The sequence below is a fragment of the Streptomyces sp. CoH27 genome, assembly GCF_020181035.1.
Lineage (GTDB): Bacteria > Actinomycetota > Actinomycetes > Streptomycetales > Streptomycetaceae > Streptomyces > Streptomyces camelliae.
Genome location: NZ_JAIQYY010000003.1, coordinates 278,991 through 300,420 on the forward strand (window position 1 = coordinate 278,991; position 21,430 = coordinate 300,420).

Consider the following 21,430-nt stretch of genomic DNA (forward strand, 5'->3'; position numbering starts at 1 on the left):
ACGAAGGAGAACTCCGCCGGCTCGGCCCGCAGGTGATACTGAGGCAGCGGGCCCGGACCGCAGGACTGGGAGCCGATGCCGTGCTGGCCGTGGTCCAGGTTCACCCACACGGTGTCGCCGGGCGTGAGATCCGGGCGGTGCGTGGCCGCGTCCAGCTGCTCGGTGGTCCAGCGGCGGGCGGTGAGGGAGAACACCGGGTCGCCCTCGATCCGCAGTCCGCCGAGCTCCGCCCAGCGGACGTCGATCCGGGCGCCGTTCTCCTGCGGACGGACGTACGGCGTCTGCATGTCGTCCACAGTCGACTGCCAACGGCCGACTGCAGACGCCATCCTGGTGTCCGCATACGCCTCCCCGGGACCCCCGCCGAACCACCGCACACGGTCGGCCGCGGACAGTCCGAAGCGGATGCCGAGCCGGGGCAGCGGCACGGTCCACTCGCCCTCCGGGGTGGTGTGTACGGTCAACCGCAGACTGTCTCCGTCAGACGTCCAGCGGTATACCGTCGACAACCCCACCTCCCGGGCGGCCGGCGCCACCCGCGTCCGAACCGTCAGCGCGTTCTCGCCGGCCTCCACCGAGTCCAGCCGGTGCCGCATCCGGTGCAGGCCGAGGGTGCGCCACAGCAGGCCGTAGCGGGTGTCGTCCTGCCAGACGGCGCCGTCGTCGTTGTCGGTGGTGGCCCGCCACACGTCCAGGCGCAGACCGGTGACCGGTACGTTGCCGATCGCGGTCAGGGCGCCCGTGCGGGCGTCGAAGGTGCCGGGGCCGAGGGTGATCACCCCGTCGCCGGGCACCGGGCGGGCCGTCGGCGCGACCGACGGCGTCCGGCGCTGCGCCGCCTGGACCTGGCCCCAGGCCACGACGTGGTCCTTCGGTGCCCACGGGGCGTCGGCCGCGAGCACCGCACGGACGGTCCAGTGGGCCTCCCCGGCCGGGGCCGCGGCCGGCGGTGCGGGCAGCTTGACGTCGGAGGACTCGCCGGGCGCCAGTGCGGGCACCGCAAGGGTGCCGGTCTCCACCGGCTCGCCCTCGACCTCGTACGACCAGGTGAACGCGAGCGCCGACAGGCCGGCGAAGTCCTGCTTGTTGGTGATCCGGACCGTGCCGTCGCCGGCGGTGGCGTCGATGCCGACCGGTTCGATCACCTTCTTGTACTCGACCAGCCCGGGGGAGGGCCGCCGGTCCGGGAAGAGCAGACCGTCGCAGACGAAGTTGCCGTCGTGCAGCTCCTCGCCGAAGTCACCGCCGTAGGCGTAGCCCAGCTCCGGGTGCGTGATGCCGTGGTCGATCCACTCCCAGACGAAGGCGCCCTGGAGCCGGTCGTACGACTCGAACAGCCGCTGGTAGTCGGCGAGGCCGCCGGGGCCGTTGCCCATGGCGTGGGCGTACTCGCACAGGATGAAGGGGAGCCCGCGCCGCTTGTGGGTGCCGCCGTCCAGGTCCTGGCCGATTCTCTCGACCTCGGCGTGGGAGGCGTACATCCGGGAGTACATGTCGGTGTCACGGCAGTCGATGTCGCCCTCGTAGTGGAGCAGGCGGGAGGAGTCCCGGCCCTTGATCCACTCGGCCATCGCGGTGAGGCCGCGTCCGGTGCCCGCCTCGTTGCCGAGGGACCAGATGACGATCGAGGGGTGGTTCTTGTCCCGCTCGACCATGCGGGAGGCGCGGTCCAGCAGCGCCGGGGTCCAGCGGTCGTCGTCGACGGGGTTGTCCCGCCAGCCCTGCTCGGTGAAGCCGTGGGTCTCCAGGTCGCACTCGTCGATCACCCACAGGCCCAGCTCGTCGCACAGGTCGAGGAAGGCCGGGTGGGGCGGGTAGTGGGAGGTGCGGACGGCGTTGACGTTGTGCCGCTTCATCAGCAGCACGTCCTCGCGCATCGTCTCCAGGTCCAGCGCCCGGCCCTTCTCCGGGTGCCACTCGTGCCGGTTGACGCCCTTGAACAGGACCGGCCTGCCGTTGACCTTGATCAGGCCGTCCGACAGCTCGACGGTGCGGAAACCGATGCGCAGCGGCACCCGCTCGCCCTCGGTGACCAGCTCGCCCGTGTACAGCCGGGGCACCTCCGCCGACCAGGGCTCGACCGGCACGGTCACGCTCTCGCCGGTCGCGATGTCGATGCCCAGCTCGGCGACGGTGACCCGGCCCTCCACGTCGGAGTCGACCTTCAGGGTGCCGGTGCCGGCGAGGTGGTCGTAGGCGGCGTGCACGAAGAAGTCGACGGCGGCGCCGGCCGGACGGTGCAGCAGGGTGACGTCACGGAAGATGCCCGGCAGCCACCACTGGTCCTGGTCCTCCAGGTAGGAGCCGGCCGACCACTGGTGGACACGGACCGCCAGTACATTGTCCGCAGTCTTCAGCAGATGGCCGACAGCGAACTCGTGCGGCAGCCGCGAGCCCTTGAACTCGCCGATCTCGGTGCCGTTCAGCCACACCCGCGCACACGACTCCACCCCGTCGAAGCGCAGCACCGCGTCGCCCTCGGCGAGGTCTGGCCAGTCGGCCGGCAGGTCGAAGACCCGCAGGTGGTCGCCGGTCGGGTTCTCGGTCGGCACATGCGGCGGGTCGACCGGGAACGGGTAGAGGTGGTTGGTGTAGATGGGGGAGCCGTGGCCCTGGAGGACCCAGTGGCCGGGGACCGAGACCTCCGCCCAGTCACCGGCGTCGTACCCCTCGGCGGCGAAGGAGTCGTCCTCGGCGTCGGCCGTCTGCGTCAGACGGAAGCGCCAGCTGCCGTTGAGGGACAGGGTCCGGGCGTCGGAGGACGCGTACCAGGCGCGGGGCGGCAGCGCGCCGGAGCCCGGGGAGACGTCCTCGACGTAAGCGGTTTCGGTGGTGGTGCGGAAAGACATCGGTCTCCTAGCTCAGCCCTTGATACCGGTCTGCGCGATCCCCTGCACCAGCCAGCGCTGGAGGAAGAGGAACACGAACACCAAAGGCAGGATCGAGATGGCGGTGGCCATGAAGATCAGGTGGTAATTGACGGTCTGATTGGTCATGTACGAGGACAGGGCGACCTGGACGGTCCAGGAGCTGGGGTCCTGGCCGATGACCAGCGGCCACAGGAAGGAGTTCCAGCCGCTGATGAAGGTGATCGTGGCCATCGCCGTGAAGAAGTTCAGCGAGTTGGGTACGACGACACGCCAGTACGCACCCCAGTAGCCGAGCCCGTCCACGCGCGCCGCCTCCTCCAGCTCCTTGGGGAACCCGAGGAAGTACTGCCGGAACAGGAAACAGGTGAAACCGCTGAACAGGCCCGGGATGATGAGACCGCGGTAGGAGTCCACCCAGCCGAGTGACGACACCAGCACGAAGCTCGGCACGAAGGTGACGGCCGTGGGGACCATCAGGGTGGCGAGGACGGCGTAGAACACCTTGTTGGCGTGCTTGTACGGGATGCGGGCCAGGCCGTAGGCGGCCAGCGAGCACACCAGCAGGGTGCCGGCCGTCGTCAGGACGGCGACGATCGCGGAATTGATCAGCGAGCGGCCGAAGTCGACGCTGGCGTCGTGGAACGGCTCGGTGATGTTGCCCCACTGGATGTGGCTGGGGAACCACTTCCAGTTCTCACCGGTGATCTCCGGGTCCTGCATCAGCGAGTTGCGGACGATCAGATAGAAGGGGAGCAGGAAGAGCAGGGCGGCGATCCCGACGGCGATGTAGAGACCGGCATTGCCGATGACGCTCCCGCGCTTGGCACGGCGCGACCTGTCGACCGGGGGCGTGGTGGTGGTCACTTGGACTCCTCACCCCTTCCAAAACCCATGATTTTGCCCTGGAACAGAGTCACGATGCAGATCAGGAGGGTCAGGACGACCGCGCCCGCGCTGCCCTGGCCGTAGTCCTGGTTCACGCCGATGGCCGTCTTGTAGAGGATCACGAGGGGCGGCTGGCCCCACGTGGCCTTGCCCATCAGGTTGAAGAACTCGTCGAAGGCCTGATAGGCCGCGACGAGCAGCAGCAGGATCACCGCGGTGGACGTGGCCCGCAGCTGCGGCAGCGTGATGTACCGGAAGGTCTGCCAGCCCGGCCTGGCGCCGTCGATGGCGGCGGCTTCGTACAGCTCCGACGGGATGTTCTGGAGCGCTGCCAGGAACAGGATCATGTAGAAACCGGCCTGCAGCCACAGGCGCAGCGTCACGATGACCAGCCAGTACCAGGGCGGGCTGGGATTGGCGAGCCAGGCCACCTGGTCGACACCGAACCAGCCGAGGACGGTGTTGGCCAGGCCGAAGCGGACACCGTTGAAGATGGACATCTTCCAGATGAGCGAAGCGGCCACGTAGCTGCATGCGGTCGGCAGGAAGAACACGGACCGGAAGAACGCCCGCATGAACGTGAGGCGGTGCACGAGCAGCGCCAGGCCCAGCGAGAGCGCCCAGGTGGTCGGCACGATGAACGCGGCGAACACCGTGAACGTCACCAGCGAACCGGTGAAGTTGGGGTCGGTCAGGACCGTCCTGTAGTTGTCGAAACCGATGAAGTTGCTCGGCGTGACGGTGAACCGGGCGTCGAAGAAGCTGAGCCACAGGCTCCAGCCGATCGGCACGAAGACGAAGATCACCAGGCCGATGAGGAACGGGCCGGTGAAGAGCCAGAAGTTGAGTGTGGCGTTGCCCCGCAGGCCCCGCCGCGGCCTGGCCTGGGAGGCCTTGGCCGAGGCGGGGCTCGTGAGGTCCCGCGCGGTCGTGGTCGACATGTCGCAGTCCGTCCGCCGGCCTATCCGAACAGCTTCTTCAGCTCGCGGTTCACCTTCGTGTCACATGTGTCGAGCGCGGCCTTGGGGTCGCCGTCCTTGCGGACGGTGTTGGCGATGACGTCGTTGAACGCCGTGATCATGGCCTGGGTCCAGCCGATGTTGTCGAAGTGGCCGTAGGTGTTGAACAGCTTGACGCCGTCAGCGGCCGCACCGGACTTGAGCTTGGTGGCCTGCGCGGCGATCGAGGCACGCGGCGGAATGTGGAAGCCGTAGGAGGTGGAGAAGTCCTCCTGGTACTGCTTCTGGTCGATCCACAGCCACTTCACGTACTCCTTGGCCGCCTCGACGTTGTCGCCCTTGGCGTTGACGAACATCGACCAGCCGCCGTTGTACACGGACTGCTTGCCGCTGGAGCCGATCTTCGGGAACGGGAAGACGCCGAAGTCGTCGCCGAGCGCCGCTTGCGTGGCGGGCATCCCCCACATGCCGCCCCACTGGATGGCGCACAGGCCCTGGTTGAGCGCGGAGGGGTCCCAGAAGTCGGCCGGGGCGTCCAGCAGCAGACTGCCACTGGTGAACAGCTTGCGGAGCTTGGTGAGGCCCTCGACGACACCGTCGGTGTGGTAGGCGATCTGGTTCTTCTCGTCGAGGGTGTCGGCGCCGGCCGACCAGATGAGGTTGTTCTGGATCGCGGTCAGGTCGTTGCCGAGGAAGAGGCCCTTGACCTTGCTGGTGGTGAGCTTGGCCGCGGCCTCGATCAGCTCGTCGAGGGTCGTCGGTACGGCGACGTTCGCCTTCTCCAGCATCGACTTGCGGTAGAAGAAGAACTGCGGGTCGTCGATCATGCGGACGCCGTATATCTTCCCGTCGACCGTGTGCGACTTGATGTCGGCCGGGTTGAAGTCGTCCTTGACCGGGTCGATGATGTCGGTCAGGTCGGCCACCTGACCGCTCTTGATGAGCTGGATCTGCGGGTGGAACTCGAAGACGTCGGGCGCCTGCTTCGTGAGCAGGGCGGGAAAGAGCTTGTTCTCGAAGTTGCTGCCGGTGATCCACTGCGTGGACACGTTGGCCTTGGTGTACGCCTTCGCGTACCGCTTGACGGCCTGCTCCACACCAGCCTCGCCGTACGCGTGGAAGTACTGGACGAGCTGCTTGCCCGAACCGGAGCCGCCCCCGCGGCCGTTGTTGCCGCCGCACGCGGCGAGCGGGGCGGCGACGGCCAGACCGGCGGCGGCCCGGAGTATCGAACGGCGGTTCCAGCTGGTGTTGCTCTGTGCCGACATGCTGACGTCCTTGTCTGTGGAGTGCGGCTCTAACGGCTCTTACGGCTCTGGCGGGATTGCGGCTTTACGGCTCTGCGGCTTGGTTCTGCGGCTTGGTTCCGCGCCCGGTGGCCGGATGGCCGAGTGGCGTGAAACAGAGGGTGCGGACGGGGACGTTAACCTTCGGCTAAGGCTTCGGCAAGGGGTTGGACGAAGTCTGTACGAAGCGTTGTATTCGGTTCGGAATCACGAACAGGGCGCCGGGGCAAGGGAGACGAGGGCCGCCGGGTCAGGGGTGTGGCCGGCGGCCCTCGGTCGGGGGAGCAGGGCTGCGAGGGCTCTCGGGGGAGCGGGGACTACTGCCTGGCCCACGCCTCGTTGGCGCCGCCGTTGCAGCTGTAGAGGATGACCTTGCTGCCGTCGGCCGTCGCCTGCCCGCTGACGTCGAGGCACTTGCCCGACGCCTCGTTCACGATCTGCCCGTTGCCGTTCAGCAGCCAGCGCTGGGTCCCGTCACCGGTGGCCGTGGCGCTCGCGGTCAGGCCCGAACTCCCGGCCGTCAGATAGCTGCCCGCGCCCTTCAGAGTGCCCTGCGCGTCGTACGACCAGGACTGGTCCGCCGCGCCCGTGCACGAGGCGATCGCGGCCCCCGAGGCGCCGGCGGTCAGGCACTTGCCGGACTGCTTGCCGGCCAGGGCGCCGGTGACCGCCGAACTGCCACGGCCCCTCTGGTCGAAGACGTACGTCGTGATCGAGCGGGCGGCGAGCGTGGTGGACACGGTGCCGCCGCTGACCGAGGGTTTCGCGACGCTCGCCCAGTCCTCGTCCGCCGAGGTCCGCACCGCCTGCGTCGCCCGCACCGGCGTCTTGCTGTTGAAGTGCAGGTTCAGGGGCGTGTCGGAGGTGTTGTGGTTGTTCACCACGACCACCCACTGGCCGTTCCGTTCGTACGACGACACCTCCACCCCGGCCGGCGCCCCGGTCACGTTGTGCGCGACCGAGCCCGGCCGGACGAACTTGCTGTACTGGCCCAGCGCGTAGTACCGCTTGGTGAAGTGCGCTCGCGGGCGGGGAGGTGAGGAGGGCAGCGCCGGCGGCCATCGCGGCCGAGGCTGCGAGCAGCAGGGATCTCTTACGGGGGTGAGACACGTGCATCCCTTCCGTCGTCACGAAGGCGGTGCGGTACGGCTCCTGGCGAGGGTGGTGGTGCGCTGGGTGGTGCCTTTGGGCGTGACCTTGGTGGGACCCTTGGCGGGGCCTTTGTGGGCGCCCTGCCTCTGCCCGACGGACTGCAGCGCCCCTTCCAGCGCGAACGTGGCCGCGCCGAGGGACACCGGGTCGGTGGGGATCGGGGAGAGGACGATCTCGGTGGCCGCGAGCGGCCGGCGCAGCGTGTGCCGGGCGACGGCCTGGCGGACCTCGTCGAGCAGCGGCTCGCCCAGCCGGGCGGCGACCCAGCTGCTGAGTACGACCAGTTCGGGGTTGAGCAGGTTGATCAGATCGGAGATCCCGGCGCCGAGGTAACGGGCGGTGTCCCGGACCACCTTGAGCGCCACCGGATCACCCGAGGTGAGTGCGCCGGCCAGCGCCTCGATGGTCGCCGTCTGGTCCTCGGGGTGCAACAGCGGGGAACGCGGGCTCAGTTCACGCAGATTCTGCATGATGCCGGGTGCGCCGACGTACGTCTCGACACAGCCGTGGTTGCCGCAGTGGCACAGCCGCCCGTCCAGTACGAGCGTGGTGTGGCCCCATTCGCCGGCGCTGTTGCTCACGCCCCGGTGCAGTCCGCCGCCGAGGGCCAGACCGGCACCGACGCCCGTGCCCAGATTGACGACCACGGCGTCCCCGCGGCCCCGCGCGGCCCCGAACCACAGCTCCGCCACCGCGCAGGCGCGCAGCGGATTGTCCAGGTAGAGGGGGTACGCGATGTGTTCGGCGAGCAGATCGAGGAACGGCACGTCGTGCCAGTCCCAGTTGGGCGCGTACTCGGCGACGCCGCTGTCCCGGTCCACCTGGCCCGGCACGCTCACTCCGACACCGAGCACCCGGGCCGCCTCGACCCCGGCCTGCGCCACCACGGAGCCGACAGCGGCGGCGACCTGGCCGACCACCTGCTCCGGTCGGCTGTCGCCGGGCCGCATGTCCTCGTCGGCGCGGGCCAGCACGTTCAGCCCCAGGTCGAACAGCTCGACATGGACGTACGTCTCTGCGATGTCCACGCCGATCAGCGCGCCCCCCGACGCGTTGACGGCCACCAGGCCCCGGGGCCGGCCGCCGGCCGAGTCCTCGAACCCGACCTCGGTGATCATGCGGAGGTCCAGCAACTCGCCGACCAGCGTGGCGACCGTGGCCAGGCTCAGACCGGTGGCGGCCGCCAGCTCCTGCCGGGAGGTGGGAGACTCGGCGATGATCTGGCGCAGCACCTCGTAGCGGTTCGCGGTGCGGATGTCACGCGATGTGCGCTTCACGCGGCGGCCCCTCCCATCCCGTCCAGACCAGACCAGGCCGGAGCGGCATCGGCACCGGCGCGGGCGTCAGGCTATGGGCTGGGAGGGACTTTCGACAAGGGGTTAGGAAAGGGGCTGGAAAAAGTCCGCGGGATCCAGGCCGGCGGCCGGGGCTGGGAGCTGTTTGCCCGCCGGCTGCGGATGAGCATGTTCTGGCGTGCGTGAGTGAGCACTTCGGCCACGGGACTCCGGGGCCCTGAAGGATCGGACGGGTGATCGAACGCGGTCGGCTGTCCGGGGAGTTCGATGACCGGCCCCCGGCGGCCGGCTGGTCGCGGCGACCATCGGACTCGGCCATGCCGCGAGCGAGGAGCAGGACGCGGGCCGGCTGTCCGCCCCGGCCGCACAGGCCGCTCCGCGCATCAGCCTGTTCCGCGTCCTCGGCGCCGCCGGGCGAGCGGGCCCCGCCGGGCCTCGGTGAGGCGGGGGAGTGCGTCCTCGGCCGAGGCGGGGCGAGTGCTTCCTCAGCCGTCCAGGAGATCCTGGACGAAGGCGTTGGTGAACTTTCCGGCCGGATCCAGGGAGCGGGCCAGGGCCCGGAAGTCGGCGAGGTGTGCATACAGTCCACGGACGACCGTCGACGGGATCTCGTAGAGCTTCCCCCAGTGCGGACGCGGTTCGAACGGAGCCAGCGCCGCCTCCAGCCGGCGGACCACCGGCAGGACGGCCGCCTCGTCCCGCACCCACGTGAAGTGCAGTGCCACCGAGTCCCGCCCGTGGGCCGGGCTGAGCCACTGCGGGTCGGCGGCGATCGTACGCACTTCGCATGTCTGCAATACACCGGCGACTGTCGACCGAATACCGTCGATCGCACACAGCGCGTCGACCGCTGCCGACCGCGGCAGCAGATACTCCGACTGGATCTCCTCCCCGTTGCTCGGCGTGAACTCCGCCCGGAAGTGCGGCAGCCGCTCGTGCCAGGGTCCCGGCACCCCCAGCTGCTCGGTGCAGTAGGTCGCGGGCATGCCCGGCACCGGGTGCATCGGCTCGGTCGCGGGGGCCGCCCAGGGGAAGCGGACGGCCGGCTGGTCGGTGCGGCGCTTGACCCACACCTGCCGGAAGCCGGGCCGGCGCCAGTCGGTGAACAGGCTCACGCTGTACCCGGCGGCGGCCACGGCGGCGAAGTCCAGCCCCTCCAGCGGGAGTTCGGTGAAGACGTGCTGCTCCACCTCGTACGCCGGCTCCAGGTCGAGGGTGAGCGCGGTGACGACGCCCAGCGCGCCCAGCGAGGTCACGGCGCCGCCGAAGCGGGGGTCGTCCCGGCCGATCGTCACCGTCGAGCCGTCGGCGGCGATCAGCTCCACCTCCCGTACGGCCGCGGCGAGCGGTCCGTTGGTGACGCCCGAGCCATGGGTGCCGGTCGCCACCGAGCCGGCCACCGAGATGTGCGGCAGGGACGCCATGTTGGGCAGGGCGAGACCGTGCGCGTGGACGGCGTGGGCCAGTTCGGCGTAGCGGACACCGCCCGACACGCGGACCGTACGGGCCGCCGTGTCGATCTCGGTCTCCGGTGGCAGGCCCGCGGTCGACACCAGGACTCCGTCCGGGCCGGGGTCGGCGATCCGGTTGAAGGAGTGTCCGCTGCCCAGCACCCGGATCCGCGCGCTGCCCGCCACCAGCGCCGCGAGCGCGTCCGCCGTCTGCGGCCGGTGGAACTCCCGCGCCTGGTAGGTGATGGTGCGCGCCCAGTTGGTGACCGTCCCGGCGGTCTCGGCCGTGCCTGTCATGCTTGCGTCCCTCCCGGAGAGTGCGTGTGCGCCGACCCTCTCATCCGGCGCGGCACGACCGGGAGGCATGCTGCGGATTTCGTAGCCAGGATGGACTCTGATTGACGTATCCGGATATTGGCTGGCTCTGTGGATGCGATATCGGTAACTTCTGCTCCATGACTCAGGAACCGCTTCCCGCCCGGCTGCCCGTCACCGACCGCACCCGGCATCGCCGGCTGCGCGAGCAGGGCAGCGTGGAGCGGGCGGAGCTGGAGGCGGTCCTCGACGCCGGGTTCGTCTGTCATCTGGGGGTGGTGGTCGAGGGACGGCCGGTCGTCGTGCCGACCGTGTACGGGCGGGACGAGCGGTGGCTGTATCTGCACGGATCCGTGGCCAGCCGCAGCCTGGCCGGGGACACCCCGGTGTGCGTGACCGTCACGCACGTCGACGGGCTGGTGCTCGCCCGGTCCGTCTTCGAGCACGGCGTCAACTACCGCAGCGCCATGATCCACGGCACCGCCCGCAAGGTCACCGACGCCGAGGAGAAGCTGGCGGGCCTGCGCCTGCTCACCGAGCACTCCGCGCCCGGCCAGTGGTCGTACGCCCGCAGCCCCAGCCGCAAGGAGCTCGCGGCCACCACCCTCCTCGCGCTCTCCCTGGAGGAGGCCTCCGTCAAGATCCGCACCGGTGCCCCGGAGGACGGCGACGGACCCGACGCGGCGCTCGGGCTGTGGGCCGGCGTGCTGCCGCTGACCCCGGTCTGGGGCACCCCGGAGCCCGACCCGGCGCTGCCACCCGGCATCGCCGTACCGGAACACATCGCGCGCCGTGCGGGGACCCGGCACGGCTGAGCCGCGGGCGGGGGCATACGGTGGGACGCGTATGCCTGAACCGGGAGGAGACAGACGGATGGGCAGTCGTACCGCGCTGGTCGAGGATCTGATGGAGCGCTTCCCGCACGTGCCACGGGAGGCCGTCTTCAAGGAGGACCTGCTCCGCGGCGGCGTCGCCTTCGACCCGTCGGCGCTCAGCGACAACGAGAGCGGCGAGGTCAAGCCGAAGTCGTACTTCATCTTCTCGTTCGACCACGGCACCCTGCCCGAACTCGGTGAGGCGGCCCTGCGGCGCCCGCCGGAGGAGATCATCCTCACCGGCGGCCCGTACGACCTGCGCCGCACCGTCGTCTCCGTGCGGGTGAACCCCGCCTCGCCGTACCGGGTCGCCGCCGACGACGAGGGGATGCTCGGCCTCTACCTCGACGGCAAGCGGATCGCGGACGTCGGTGTGCCGCCCATGCCGGAGTACTACCGGCACACCCTCTCCAACGGCAAGTCCGTGATGGAGGTGGCCCCGACCATCCAGTGGGGTTATCTCATCTACCTCACCGTCTTCCGGGTCTGCCAGTACTTCGGCGCCAAGGAGGAGTGCCAGTACTGCGACATCAACCACAACTGGCGCCAGCACAAGGCGGCCGGGCGGCCGTACACCGGCGTCAAGGATGTGGAGGAGGTCCTGGAGGCGCTGGAGATCATCGACCGGTACGACACCCAGAAGGCCTCCACCGCCTACACGCTGACCGGCGGCGCGATCACGAAGACGGTCGCCGGACGCGACGAGGCCGACTTCTACGGCCACTACGCCAAGGCCATCGAGGAGCGCTTCCCGGGCCGCTGGATCGGCAAGGTCGTGGCGCAGGCGCTGCCCAAGGCGGACGTGCAGCGGTTCAAGGACTACGGCGTGCAGATCTACCACCCCAACTTCGAGGTGTGGGACCGCCGGCTGTTCGAGCTGTACTGCCCCGGCAAGGAGCGCTACGTCGGCCGCGACGAATGGCACCGGCGGATCCTGGACTCGGCCGAGGTGTTCGGCGCGCGCAATGTGATCCCGAACTTCGTGGCGGGCGTGGAGATGGCCGAGCCCTTCGGCTTCACCACCGTCGACGAGGCGATCGCGTCGACCACCGAGGGCCTGCGCTTCTTCATGTCGCACGGCATCACGCCCCGCTTCACCACCTGGTGCCCGGAGCCCACCACCCCGCTCGGCAAGGCCAATCCGCACGGCGCGCCGCTGGAGTACCACATCCGGCTGCTCCAGGCCTACCGGCAGACGATGGACGACTTCGGCCTGTCCTCCCCGCCCGGCTACGGCCCGCCCGGACCCGGCCGCGCGGTCTTCTCGGTCAGCTCCTTCATGGACAGCCTGCCCGCCGCCGAACCGGAACAGGAACAGGCGCCCGCCGAGGTGTGACCCGTGTGACGCATTCGGTCGGCGGGACGGTGAGCGAAACGGCGCCGGCGTCCGTATCAGAGGCCGGAGTCGGGGGTTCGTCGCGACATGCATCCGTTCCGCCACCATGCGTCACCGGATGTGAACAGGCCGCTTGTCAGTTGTGTCAAGGTCGTGAAAAGCTCGGTGTCCTGCCGCGAGGTTCCCGGTAACTCCCTTTTCCGTATGGAGAGTTGACCTCGCTCGTGGATGCAGGAGTCCCATGCCCGACCTGCCGACCCCCCAGGACGCCACCGAGGCCGCGCTGTTCTCGGAGGGCTGGGACGCGGTGCTCAGTTACGCGGACCTGTGCACCGCCGGATCCCTGACGGCCCATCAACTGGCGAACGAGGCCTTCACCCTCGGCGTGCGCGAGGTCCGTGCCGCCGAGAGCACCCATGTGCGCGGCGCCCGCCGGCGTACCGCACGGCTGCCGGCCATCCCGGCGCTGCTCACCGCCGTACGCGACACGGCCGCCGGCTGGGAGGCCGACGGCCGGGGGCACAAGCTCGACCCCGATCTGCGGCTGTGGCTCAACTCCGGCAAGGCGGCCCGGTTCTCGGGCCCGCCGCTGGAGCGCCCGATCGCGCTGCGCGGCCTCAGGGACATGCAGGAGGCCGACGCCTCGCTGCTGTGGCTGGCCGAGGTGGAGGCGCTGCCGCTGCCCGTGGTGGCCCGCCGGCTGGGCCTGGACCCGGCCACCGTCGGCGACGAACTCGACCAGGTCCGCACCCTGTTCCGGGACCGCTGCCACCGCGCCCATCTCGACACCCCGATGGACGCGCAGTGCCGCTCCTACGCCCGCCTGCTGGACGCCGTCACCCGCTCGCCGGCCGCCGACACCCCCGAGGACCTCTCCCGGCACCTCGCCACCTGTGTGCGCTGCGCCGAGGCCGCCGCCTGCCTGCGCCTGCACGGCGGCGGACTGCCCGCCGCGCTGGCCGGCGGGGTGATCGGCTGGGGCGGCCTCGCCTACCTGGAGCGCCGCCGGCGCGCCGCGGAGGTCCGCCTCGGCGCGGGCCGGCCCGGCGCCGACCCGGACAGCGGTGACCACGAGGAGGGCGGCGGACGCAGCCGGATGCTGCGCGGCGGCCTGCTCGCCGCCGCCGTGCTGCTCTCCGCGCTGGCGCTCGGCGTGTCGATGATGCCGTTCGGCGGCTCCGGCGACGACGCGGCGGCCGCCCGCGACGACCGGCAGCCGGTCGCCGACCCCAGCGTCGCCCGCTCCGCCGACCGGCCGGGCTCCCCGTCGGCCACCACCGCCGGCACCCCGTCCGCGACGCCCTCGGCGACCGGCACGACGGCCGGCCCCCGCGGTACGAAGCCCGATCCCGAACCGCAGGGCAGCACCTCCACGGCCGCACCCCAGCCCGGCGACGGCAGTACCTCCGCCACCGCCTGCCGGGTCGTCTACGACCTCGTCAACCAGTGGCCCGGCGGCTTCCAGGCCATGGTCACCGTCACCGCCGACCGGCCCCTCACCGGCTGGAACGTGTCCTGGGCGTTCCGCGACGGCCAGCAGGTCGGCCAGATGTGGGACGCCACCGTCCACCAGGACGGCTCCCGCGTCACCGCCACCGCCGCCGACTACAACAAGTCCGTCGCCGCCCACGGCACCCTCTCCTTCGGCTTCCTCGCCTCCTGGCGGGACGCGAACCGGGCGCCGAACGGCTTCACGCTCAACGGGGTTGCCTGCGCGGCCGGTTGAGGGGCATCCATACGCTTTGACACCGGGTCCCGTTCGCGGGCTACGTGCCGGGCCTGCCCTCATCCAGGAACCCGCGCGCTGTGAGCGCAGCAATGGCTGCTGCGCCATCGTGACCGTCAGGTGGCGGTGACCACCAGTGCGGCCCGGTCGTCGAGGGCGGCATCGCCTGCGAACGCGGTGACTGCGGCGGTGAGCGACTCGATGAGGGTGGCGGCGGTGGGCGTCGCGGTCCGGTCGGCGACGAGCGCGGCGGCCAAGCGGTCCTCGCCGAAGAATTCGCCCTCGGCGGAACGAGCCTCGGTGATGCCGTCGGTGACCAGGACCAGACTGTCGCCGGGACGCAGGTCGATGTCGCACGGGCAGAAGCCGGGGTCGGGACGGATGCCCAACAGGAGTCCCGGTTGGGTCAGTTCTTCGACCGTGCCGTCGGCTCGGCGCACGAGGGGTGGTACGTGACCTGCTCGAATCACGTTGAGCGCGAGGTGGGACGCGGAGTGCCGCAGTTCGCCGTAGACGAGTGACACGAACTGGTCCTCCTCGACGGTGCCTGCCGTCAACGCGTCGTTGATGGCGGCGACCACCGCCGCCGGGTTGGTCAGGAGGCGGGCGGCGGCGCGTGCGGTGTGGCGGACCATTCCGGTGGTGGTGGCCGCCAGCGCGCCGCGCCCCGACACATCGCCGATCATGAACGCCCAGCGGTCGCCGGACAGTGGGAAGACATCGTAGAAGTCACCGCCGACGTCGAGTCCTTCACCGGCCGGACGGTACGAGGCGGCCAACGTCGCGCCGGGAATCCTGGGCAACTCGGGAGGCAGCAGGCCTGCCTGCAGATCGTGGGCCAGCCGGACGCGGTCGGTGAACTGGTGGGCGTTGTCGGCACTCGAAGCGGCCCGGCAGGCCAGCTCCTGGGCCAGGGCGATCGTGTGGCCGTCCAGGGTCAGGGAGGTGGCCAGGAGAGTCAGCGTGCCGAAGGTACGGCCCCGGGTGGTCAGCGGCACGCACACGTAACCCGTGACGCCGAACTGCGCGCAGGGGCTGCCCGTGTGGGCCGTCTCGATGGCGCCGGACGCCAGCACGCGGGCGACGGCGGCGTCCACGTCGTCGCACAGCGCGGGGGAGGAGAGGAGCTGTTCCCCCTCCCGGGTCGAGGCGGCGACGGCGATGCGGCGGGTCCGGCCGCGCTCGACCACATGGACGGCACACAGCGGGGCCAGGGCCGGAACGGTCAGCCTGGCCAGGCACTGCAGGCTCTCCGCAAAGTGTGTCTCGCCCGTGATGGCGGTGCTCGCTTCCAGCAGGAAGGCCAGATCCTCACGGACTGCCGTCTCACGCTCCTGGGCGATGCGCCTCGCCTCCACCGCACGGTGGCGTTCGATGGCCAGCGCGGCTATGCGCGCGAACGCGACGCTGAGCGTCACATCCCTGTCCGCGGGAGCCTTGGGGGTGCGGTGGTACATCGCGAAGGTGCCCAGCAGCCGGCCGTCCGCGTCCTGGATCGGCGTGGACCAGCACGCCGCGACCCCGGCCCGCAGGGCCAGGTCACGGTAGTCCTTCCACAGGGGATCGGTGGCGATGTCCGTGACGATCACCGGTTCGTGCCGGAAGGCGGCCGTGCCGCACGAGCCGACACCCTCGCCGATGGGTGTCCCGTCGATCGCCTCGTTGTAGAAGTCGGGCAGGCTCGGGGCGGTGCCGTGCCGCAGGCGCTGTCCGTCGGGATCGATGAGCAGTACCGAGACGATCATGTCCGGGGAGAGCTCTTCGATCGCCGTGGCCATGCCGTCGAGGATCTCGGTGAGAGGGGCGTCGCGTGCGATCTGCTCCAGCAGCACGCGCTGCTGCGAGGCCAGGAGATGCGCATCGTGGTACGCGGTGGTCTCGACCGCGATCACCACGACCCCGTCGATCCGGCCGGCCCCGTCCCGGCGGGGCTCGTAGGTGAAGTCGAAGAACCCCTCCCGCTGCCTGCCCGGCTCTCCCAGCACCAGCCGCCCGTCCCGGGACCGGTAGGCGACTCCGGTGCGGTAGACCTCGTCGAGCCGGTCGAGGACGCCCTGCTGGACCAGTTGCGGAATCGCCTCTGCGACCGGCTCGCCGACGCGCCCGCGGTCGCTCCCCACGGCCTGGAAGAATGCCGAGTTCGCCGCTTCCAGCAGGTGCCTGGGGCCACTGAGCGCAGCGAAGATCACCGGGGCCTGCCCGAAGAGGTCCGCGTACTCCTCGCTCCGCCGGTCGGCGGGGACGGAGCGGGCCGTGGCCGAACTGTGGGGATCGAAATATATGGACATGACAGGCCGCCCTCTCCTGTCTCCTCCGTCCCCGGACGACATCGTCTCGCCCCTCCACTCTGGCACATGTCTTCGCCGTTTCCAGGCCCCGGCCGGGCCGGCCACAGCGGCGCTTCATGACAGGGGGCGCCTGACGGCTCGCCCGCGTGGAGGAAATTCCGTGGTGTCGCGGAGCGAGCCCCTTTAAGGTGGGACCTGCTCCTCGCGGTGGCCGTCGGCTGCCGCGGTCAGTCGTGTGGAGAACGGGAGGTGTGACCGATGGCTGTCGCTGAGACGGGCGCTGCCCGCATCCGGAAGTTCATCCATTCCACCTCCGTGGTCTCCGGCTGACCTCACTCTTCTCCCGCGCCAGTGAGCGCGGTGCCGGGGCCACCCTTGTGAAGGGTCACCCCTTGTCTTTCTCTTCTTTCGTGGGTTCGTCCTCGTCTTCCTCGCATCCGCTCGTGCCGTACGGCTGGGATGCGGACTGGGAGGCCGAGTTCGCCCCCCATGCCGAGCAGGGTCTCCTGCCCGGCCGTGTCGTACGGGTCGACCGCGGCCAGTGCGATGTCGTCACCGCCGGCGGAGTCGTCCGCGCGGACACCGCCTTCGTCACACCCCACGACCCCCTGCGGGTCGTGTGCACCGGCGACTGGGTCGCCGTGGAGCCCGGCGGCAACCCCCGCTACGTCCGCGCGTATCTGCCGCGCCGCACCTCCTTCGTGCGCTCCACCTCCTCCAAGCGGTCCGAGGGGCAGATCCTCGCCGCCAACGTCGACCACGCCGTCATCGCTCTCTCCCTCGCCGTCGAACTCGACCTCGGACGGGTCGAACGCTTCCTCGCCCTCGCCTGGGAGTCCGGCGCCCAGCCCGTCGTCGTCCTCACCAAGGCCGACCTCGTGCCCGACCCGGTCACCCTCGCCCACCTCGTCCACGACGTCGAGACGAGCGCGCCCGGCGTGCCCGTGCTCACCGTCAGCGCCCTGTACGGCGAGGGGCTGGACGTCCTCGTCGCGCTCGTCGGCTCCGGTACGTCCGTGCTGCTCGGCCAGTCCGGCGCGGGCAAGTCCACGCTGGCCAACGCCCTCGTCGGCGAGGACGTCATGGACGTACGGGCCGCGCGGGACGTCGACGGCAAGGGCCGGCACACCACGACCACCCGCAATCTGCTCGCCCTGCCGGCCGGCGGGGTCCTCATCGACACACCCGGACTGCGGGGGGTCGGGCTGTTCGACGCCGGGAGCGGGGTCGGGCAGGTCTTCACCGAGATCGAGGAACTGGCCGAGCGGTGCCGCTTCCACGACTGCGCCCATGAGACCGAGCCGGGCTGCGCGGTGCGCTCCGCCGTGGAGAGCGGGGAGCTGTCCGCGCGGCGGCTGGAGAGCTACCGCAAGCTCATGCGGGAGAACCAGTGGATCGTCGCCAAGACCGATGCGCGGGTCCGTGCGGAGCTTCGGCGGGACTGGAAGCGGAAGGGCGCGGAGGGGAGGGCGGCGATGGAGATCAAGCGGGGGCGGTTCCAGTAGTTCCCCGCGCCCCTTCGGGGCACCGGTGAACGCCACGTCCGATTTCCGCCAGTCGCTCCCCCTGCGCTGTCCGACACTGGAACATGTGAGGGACGAAGACAGCAGGTACGAGGCCGTGCGCAGTCGGGACGGGCGGTTCGACGGGGCGTTCTTCTTCGCCGTCGAGACCACCGGGATCTACTGCCGGCCGAGCTGCCCGGCGGTGACGCCGAAGCGGCACAACGTGCGGTTCTTCGCGACGGCCGCCGCCGCGCAGGGGGCCGGGTTCCGGGCCTGCCGGCGGTGCCGGCCGGACGCGGTGCCGGGGTCGGCGGAGTGGAACGTGCGCGCGGACGTCGTCGGCCGGGCCATGCGGCTGATCGCCGACGGGGTCGTGGACCGTGAGGGCGTCTCGGGGCTCGCCGCCCGGCTCGGCTACAGCGCCCGGCAGGTGCAGCGGCAGCTGACCGCCGAGCTCGGCGCCGGGCCCGTGGCGCTCGCCCGGGCCCAGCGGGCGCACACCGCGCGCGTGCTGCTGCAGACCACCGAGCTGCCGGTCACCGAGATCGCGTTCGCCTCCGGTTTCGCCAGCGTGCGGCAGTTCAACGACACCGTGCGGGAGATCTACGCCGCGACACCGACCGAGGTACGCGCCGCGGCCCCCCGGGGCCGCGACGCCCGCCGGGCCACCCCGGGCGCCGGCATCCCGCTGCGCCTCGCCCACCGGGGCCCGTACCAGGCCGCCGCCGTCTTCGACCAGCTGGCGAGGGAGGCGGTGACCGGCGTCGAGGAGGTGTCCGGCCCGCGGGGCGGCCGTACCTACCGGCGCACCCTGCGGCTGCCGTACGGCACCGGCATCGTCGCCGTCGAGGAGCGCACCCGGGCGCCGCGCACCGGCACCGGTACCCATCCGGGCGGCTGGCTCGACGCGCGGCTCCGCCTCACCGACCCCCGGGACCTGACCACCGCGGTGCAGCGGCTGCGGCGGCTGTTCGACCTCGACGCCGACCCGTACGCCGTCGACGAACGGCTCGGCGCCGACCCGCGGCTCGCCCCGCTGGTCGCGGCCCGGCCCGGACTGCGCTCGCCCGGCGCCGTGGACCCGCTGGAGCCCGCCGTGCGCGCACTGGTGGGCAGCGCGGGCGCCGAGCCGCTGGTCCACCGGAACGGCAAGGTGCTCGACGCCCCCTGCGGCAGCCTCACCCATCTCTTCCCGGAGCCCGCCGTGCTCGCCGAGGCCGAGCCCGCCGGACCGCTGGGCGCGCTCGCCGCGGCCCTCGCCGACGGCACGGTACGGCTGGACGCGGGCGCGGACCGCGACGACGCCGAGGCGGCCCTGCTCGCCCTGCCCGGCATGGACCCCGCCGCCGTCGCCACGGTCCGCGTCCGCGCCCTCGGCGATCCGGACGTCGCCCCGCCCGGCACGGACGTACCCGACGCCTGGCGGCCCTGGCGGTCGTACGCCGTCCAGCACCTGCGCGTCGCAGGAGAGTTGAACCGATGACGGACGCGTACCGGACGCGGCTGGACTCCCCGGTCGGATCGCTGCTGCTCACCGCCGACACGGACGGCGCGCGCACCTCGCTGTCCGTGCCCGGGCAGAAGGGCGGACGGAGCGTCGAGGAGGGATGGCGGTGCGACACAGGGCCGTTCCGCGCCGCCCGTGATCAGCTCGCCGCGTACTTCGCCGGTCAACTCACCTTGTTCCGGCTGCCATTGGCCCCGCGCGGGACCGAGTTCCGGTGGGGGTACCTCCTGCTTGAGCGAAGCCGGGAGCTCGGGGGAGGGTGCGGGCCGCGCTGGACGAGGTGCCGTACGGCACCACCGTCACCTACGGCGAGATCGCCGCGCGTATCGGCGCCTCCCGCGCGGCCGTTCGCGCCGTCGGCGGGGCGATCGGCGCCAACCCCCTGCTGATCGTGCGCCCTTGCCACCGGGTGATCGGCGCCGACGGCTCGATGACCGGGTACGCGGGCGGAGTCGAGCACACGGTCCGGCTGCTGACTCTGGAGGGTGTGCTCGACGGTTCGGCGGGGCTGGGGCGCGTCCGGATGCTCTCGACGGCTCGGCGGGGCCGGGGCGCGTCCGGATGCGGGGGGCGTGGGGTGTGGCGTGTCAGGGGCGCCGGCCACGGACCCCGCCCCTGTTACGCCGAGCGGGTGGACCACCGCCGACGGTGTGCCGGTGCGGCCCGGCCGTGTGGCACGGTCGCCTCCGACGAGCCACGGGGAAGGGCGGGCGGACACATGGCCAAGGTCGGACGGATTCTCGCGGTGCTGCTGCCGGCGCTGCTGCCCGGCCTGACGGCGCCCGTCGTCGCCCGGTCGGAACCGTGGACGGTCTCGAATCCGCCTGCCTGGACCGGGAGTTGGGAGGCCGCGCCGTCGGGCGCCGTCGACGCCCGGCCCGGCGCCGCCATCCGCAACGTGGTCCACCTCAGCATCGGCGGCGACGCCGTGCGCGTGCGGCTCAGCAACCGGCTCGGCACCGCACCGCTGCGCCTCGGCGCGGTCACCGTCGCGCTGCGCGGGGCCGCCGGTCCGGACGCCCTGCCCGGCACCGTGCACACCGCCACCTTCCAGGGTGGCCCCGCCGTCACCGTCCCGGCGGGCCAGGACACGGTCACCGACCCGGTGCCGCTGAGCGTGCCGGCCGCCGCCGATCTGCTCGTCACCGTGTACACGCCGGACGACAACGGCCCCGCGACCTCGCACCAGGTGGCCCTGCAGACCAGCTATGTCGCCCCGGCCGGCGCGGGCCGGGCCGGCGACGAGGACGGCAGCGCCTACACGGCCACCGTCAACCGCTGGTACTACGTCACCGGCGTCGACGTCCTCGGTGACGGCGCCGGCAGCGTCGTGGCGTTCGGCGACTCCCTCACCGACGGCAACGGTTCCACCCCCGACACCAACCGCCGCTGGCCCGACCGGCTCGCCGCGTATCTGCGCGCGGACCGGTTCGGCGTCCTCAACGCGGGGATCTCCGGAAACCGTCTGCTGCGCGCCGGCGCCGGGCCGAGCGGCCTCACCCGCCTCGACACCGACGCCCTGGACCGGGCGGGCGTACGGGTCCTGGTGGTCCTGGAGGGCATCAACGACATCAAGGGCACCCCCACGGCCGACGACGCCGGCGCCTACGCCGACGCCTACCGCACGCTCGTCGCCCGCGCCCACGCCCGGGGGGTTGCGGTCGTCGGCGTCACCCTCACCCCGTTCCGCGGTTTCACCGCCTACACGGACACCCGCGAGGCGGTACGGCAGCAGGTGAACGCGTTCATCCGCACCGGCGGCGCGTTCGACGCGGTCGCGGACGCCGACGCCGCCGTGCGCGACCCCGCCGACCCGACCCGCATCCTTCCCGCCTACGACCCCGGCGACCACCTGCACTTCGACGACACGGGCATGACCGCCGTCGCCGACACCGTCCGCCAGGCCCTGGCGGGCTGGGCGGGGTGGCCGGCTGAAGGGGATGCGGGTGTGCGGGTGGTGGGGGCGAGGGGCTGAAACGT

At 71.5% G+C, this 21,430-nt stretch carries 13 protein-coding genes and 2 pseudogenes; 7 read left to right on the forward strand and 8 right to left on the reverse strand.

Annotated features, from left to right (window positions below):
• The 7 genes and pseudogenes from LE548_RS06530 to LE548_RS06560 form a co-directional block, all read right to left on the reverse strand.
• The coding region (locus LE548_RS06530) for a glycoside hydrolase family 2 TIM barrel-domain containing protein (protein ID WP_225095685.1) at positions 1-2,849 on the reverse strand (2,849 nt) is incomplete at its 3' end.
• Between the two features lie 12 nt (positions 2,850-2,861).
• On the reverse strand, positions 2,862-3,734 hold the full coding sequence (locus LE548_RS06535; protein WP_225095686.1) for a carbohydrate ABC transporter permease: 873 nt from the start codon (positions 3,732-3,734) through the stop codon (positions 2,862-2,864).
• Positions 3,731-4,696, reverse strand: a complete 966-nt coding sequence (locus LE548_RS06540; RefSeq protein ID WP_225095687.1) for a carbohydrate ABC transporter permease — start codon at positions 4,694-4,696, stop codon at positions 3,731-3,733. The genes LE548_RS06535 and LE548_RS06540 overlap by 4 nt, the downstream gene beginning before the upstream one ends.
• A gap of 20 nt (positions 4,697-4,716) precedes the next feature.
• Positions 4,717-5,982, reverse strand: a complete 1,266-nt coding sequence (locus LE548_RS06545; RefSeq protein ID WP_225095688.1) for an ABC transporter substrate-binding protein — start codon at positions 5,980-5,982, stop codon at positions 4,717-4,719.
• A 335-nt stretch (positions 5,983-6,317) separates the two neighbouring features.
• A pseudogene (locus tag LE548_RS06550) lies at positions 6,318-7,019 on the reverse strand (ricin-type beta-trefoil lectin domain protein); the annotation flags it as partial.
• A gap of 108 nt (positions 7,020-7,127) precedes the next feature.
• Complete coding sequence (locus tag LE548_RS06555; protein ID WP_225095689.1) at positions 7,128-8,429, reverse strand: ROK family transcriptional regulator; 1,302 nt, start codon at positions 8,427-8,429, stop codon at positions 7,128-7,130.
• Between the two features lie 503 nt (positions 8,430-8,932).
• Positions 8,933-10,195: an FAD-binding protein gene (locus tag LE548_RS06560; protein WP_225095690.1), complete on the reverse strand. Its 1,263-nt coding sequence runs from the start codon at positions 10,193-10,195 to the stop codon at positions 8,933-8,935.
• A 158-nt stretch (positions 10,196-10,353) separates the two neighbouring features.
• Here LE548_RS06560 and LE548_RS06565 point away from each other — a divergent pair, with 158 nt between their 5' ends.
• The 3 genes from LE548_RS06565 to LE548_RS06575 all read left to right on the forward strand — a co-directional run bounded on the left by LE548_RS06565 (position 10,354) and on the right by LE548_RS06575 (position 14,150).
• Complete coding sequence (locus LE548_RS06565) at positions 10,354-11,028, forward strand: pyridoxamine 5'-phosphate oxidase family protein (RefSeq protein ID WP_225095691.1); 675 nt, start codon at positions 10,354-10,356, stop codon at positions 11,026-11,028.
• 58 nt (positions 11,029-11,086) lie between these two features.
• A complete protein-coding gene (locus LE548_RS06570; RefSeq protein ID WP_225095692.1) occupies positions 11,087-12,424 on the forward strand; it encodes a radical SAM protein in 1,338 nt (445 codons plus the stop codon).
• Positions 12,425-12,665: 241 nt separating this feature from the next.
• Complete coding sequence (locus tag LE548_RS06575) at positions 12,666-14,150, forward strand: cellulose-binding domain-containing protein (protein ID WP_225095693.1); 1,485 nt, start codon at positions 12,666-12,668, stop codon at positions 14,148-14,150.
• Between the two features lie 116 nt (positions 14,151-14,266).
• On the opposite strand, the gene LE548_RS06580 is transcribed toward LE548_RS06575, so the two are convergent.
• On the reverse strand, positions 14,267-16,438 hold the full coding sequence (locus LE548_RS06580; protein ID WP_225095694.1) for a SpoIIE family protein phosphatase: 2,172 nt from the start codon (positions 16,436-16,438) through the stop codon (positions 14,267-14,269).
• A gap of 392 nt (positions 16,439-16,830) precedes the next feature.
• On the opposite strand from LE548_RS06580, the gene rsgA reads away from it, so the two are divergent.
• From rsgA to LE548_RS06600, 4 genes and pseudogenes are all read left to right on the forward strand, one after another.
• Positions 16,831-17,943: a ribosome small subunit-dependent GTPase A gene (gene rsgA / locus LE548_RS06585; protein WP_225095695.1), complete on the forward strand. Its 1,113-nt coding sequence runs from the start codon at positions 16,831-16,833 to the stop codon at positions 17,941-17,943.
• A gap of 85 nt (positions 17,944-18,028) precedes the next feature.
• Positions 18,029-19,426 (forward strand): AlkA N-terminal domain-containing protein, encoded by a 1,398-nt coding sequence (locus LE548_RS06590; RefSeq protein ID WP_225095696.1) that lies wholly within the window; start codon positions 18,029-18,031, stop codon positions 19,424-19,426.
• Positions 19,423-19,943, forward strand: a pseudogene (locus LE548_RS06595) (methylated-DNA--[protein]-cysteine S-methyltransferase); the annotation flags it as partial. The gene LE548_RS06590 and the pseudogene LE548_RS06595, both read left to right, overlap by 4 nt.
• Before the next feature lie 225 nt (positions 19,944-20,168).
• Positions 20,169-21,425 carry a GDSL-type esterase/lipase family protein gene (locus tag LE548_RS06600; protein ID WP_225095785.1) on the forward strand — a complete coding sequence of 419 codons (1,257 nt, stop codon included), beginning with the start codon at positions 20,169-20,171 and terminating at the stop codon, positions 21,423-21,425.
• The last annotated feature ends 5 nt before the right edge of the window (positions 21,426-21,430 follow it).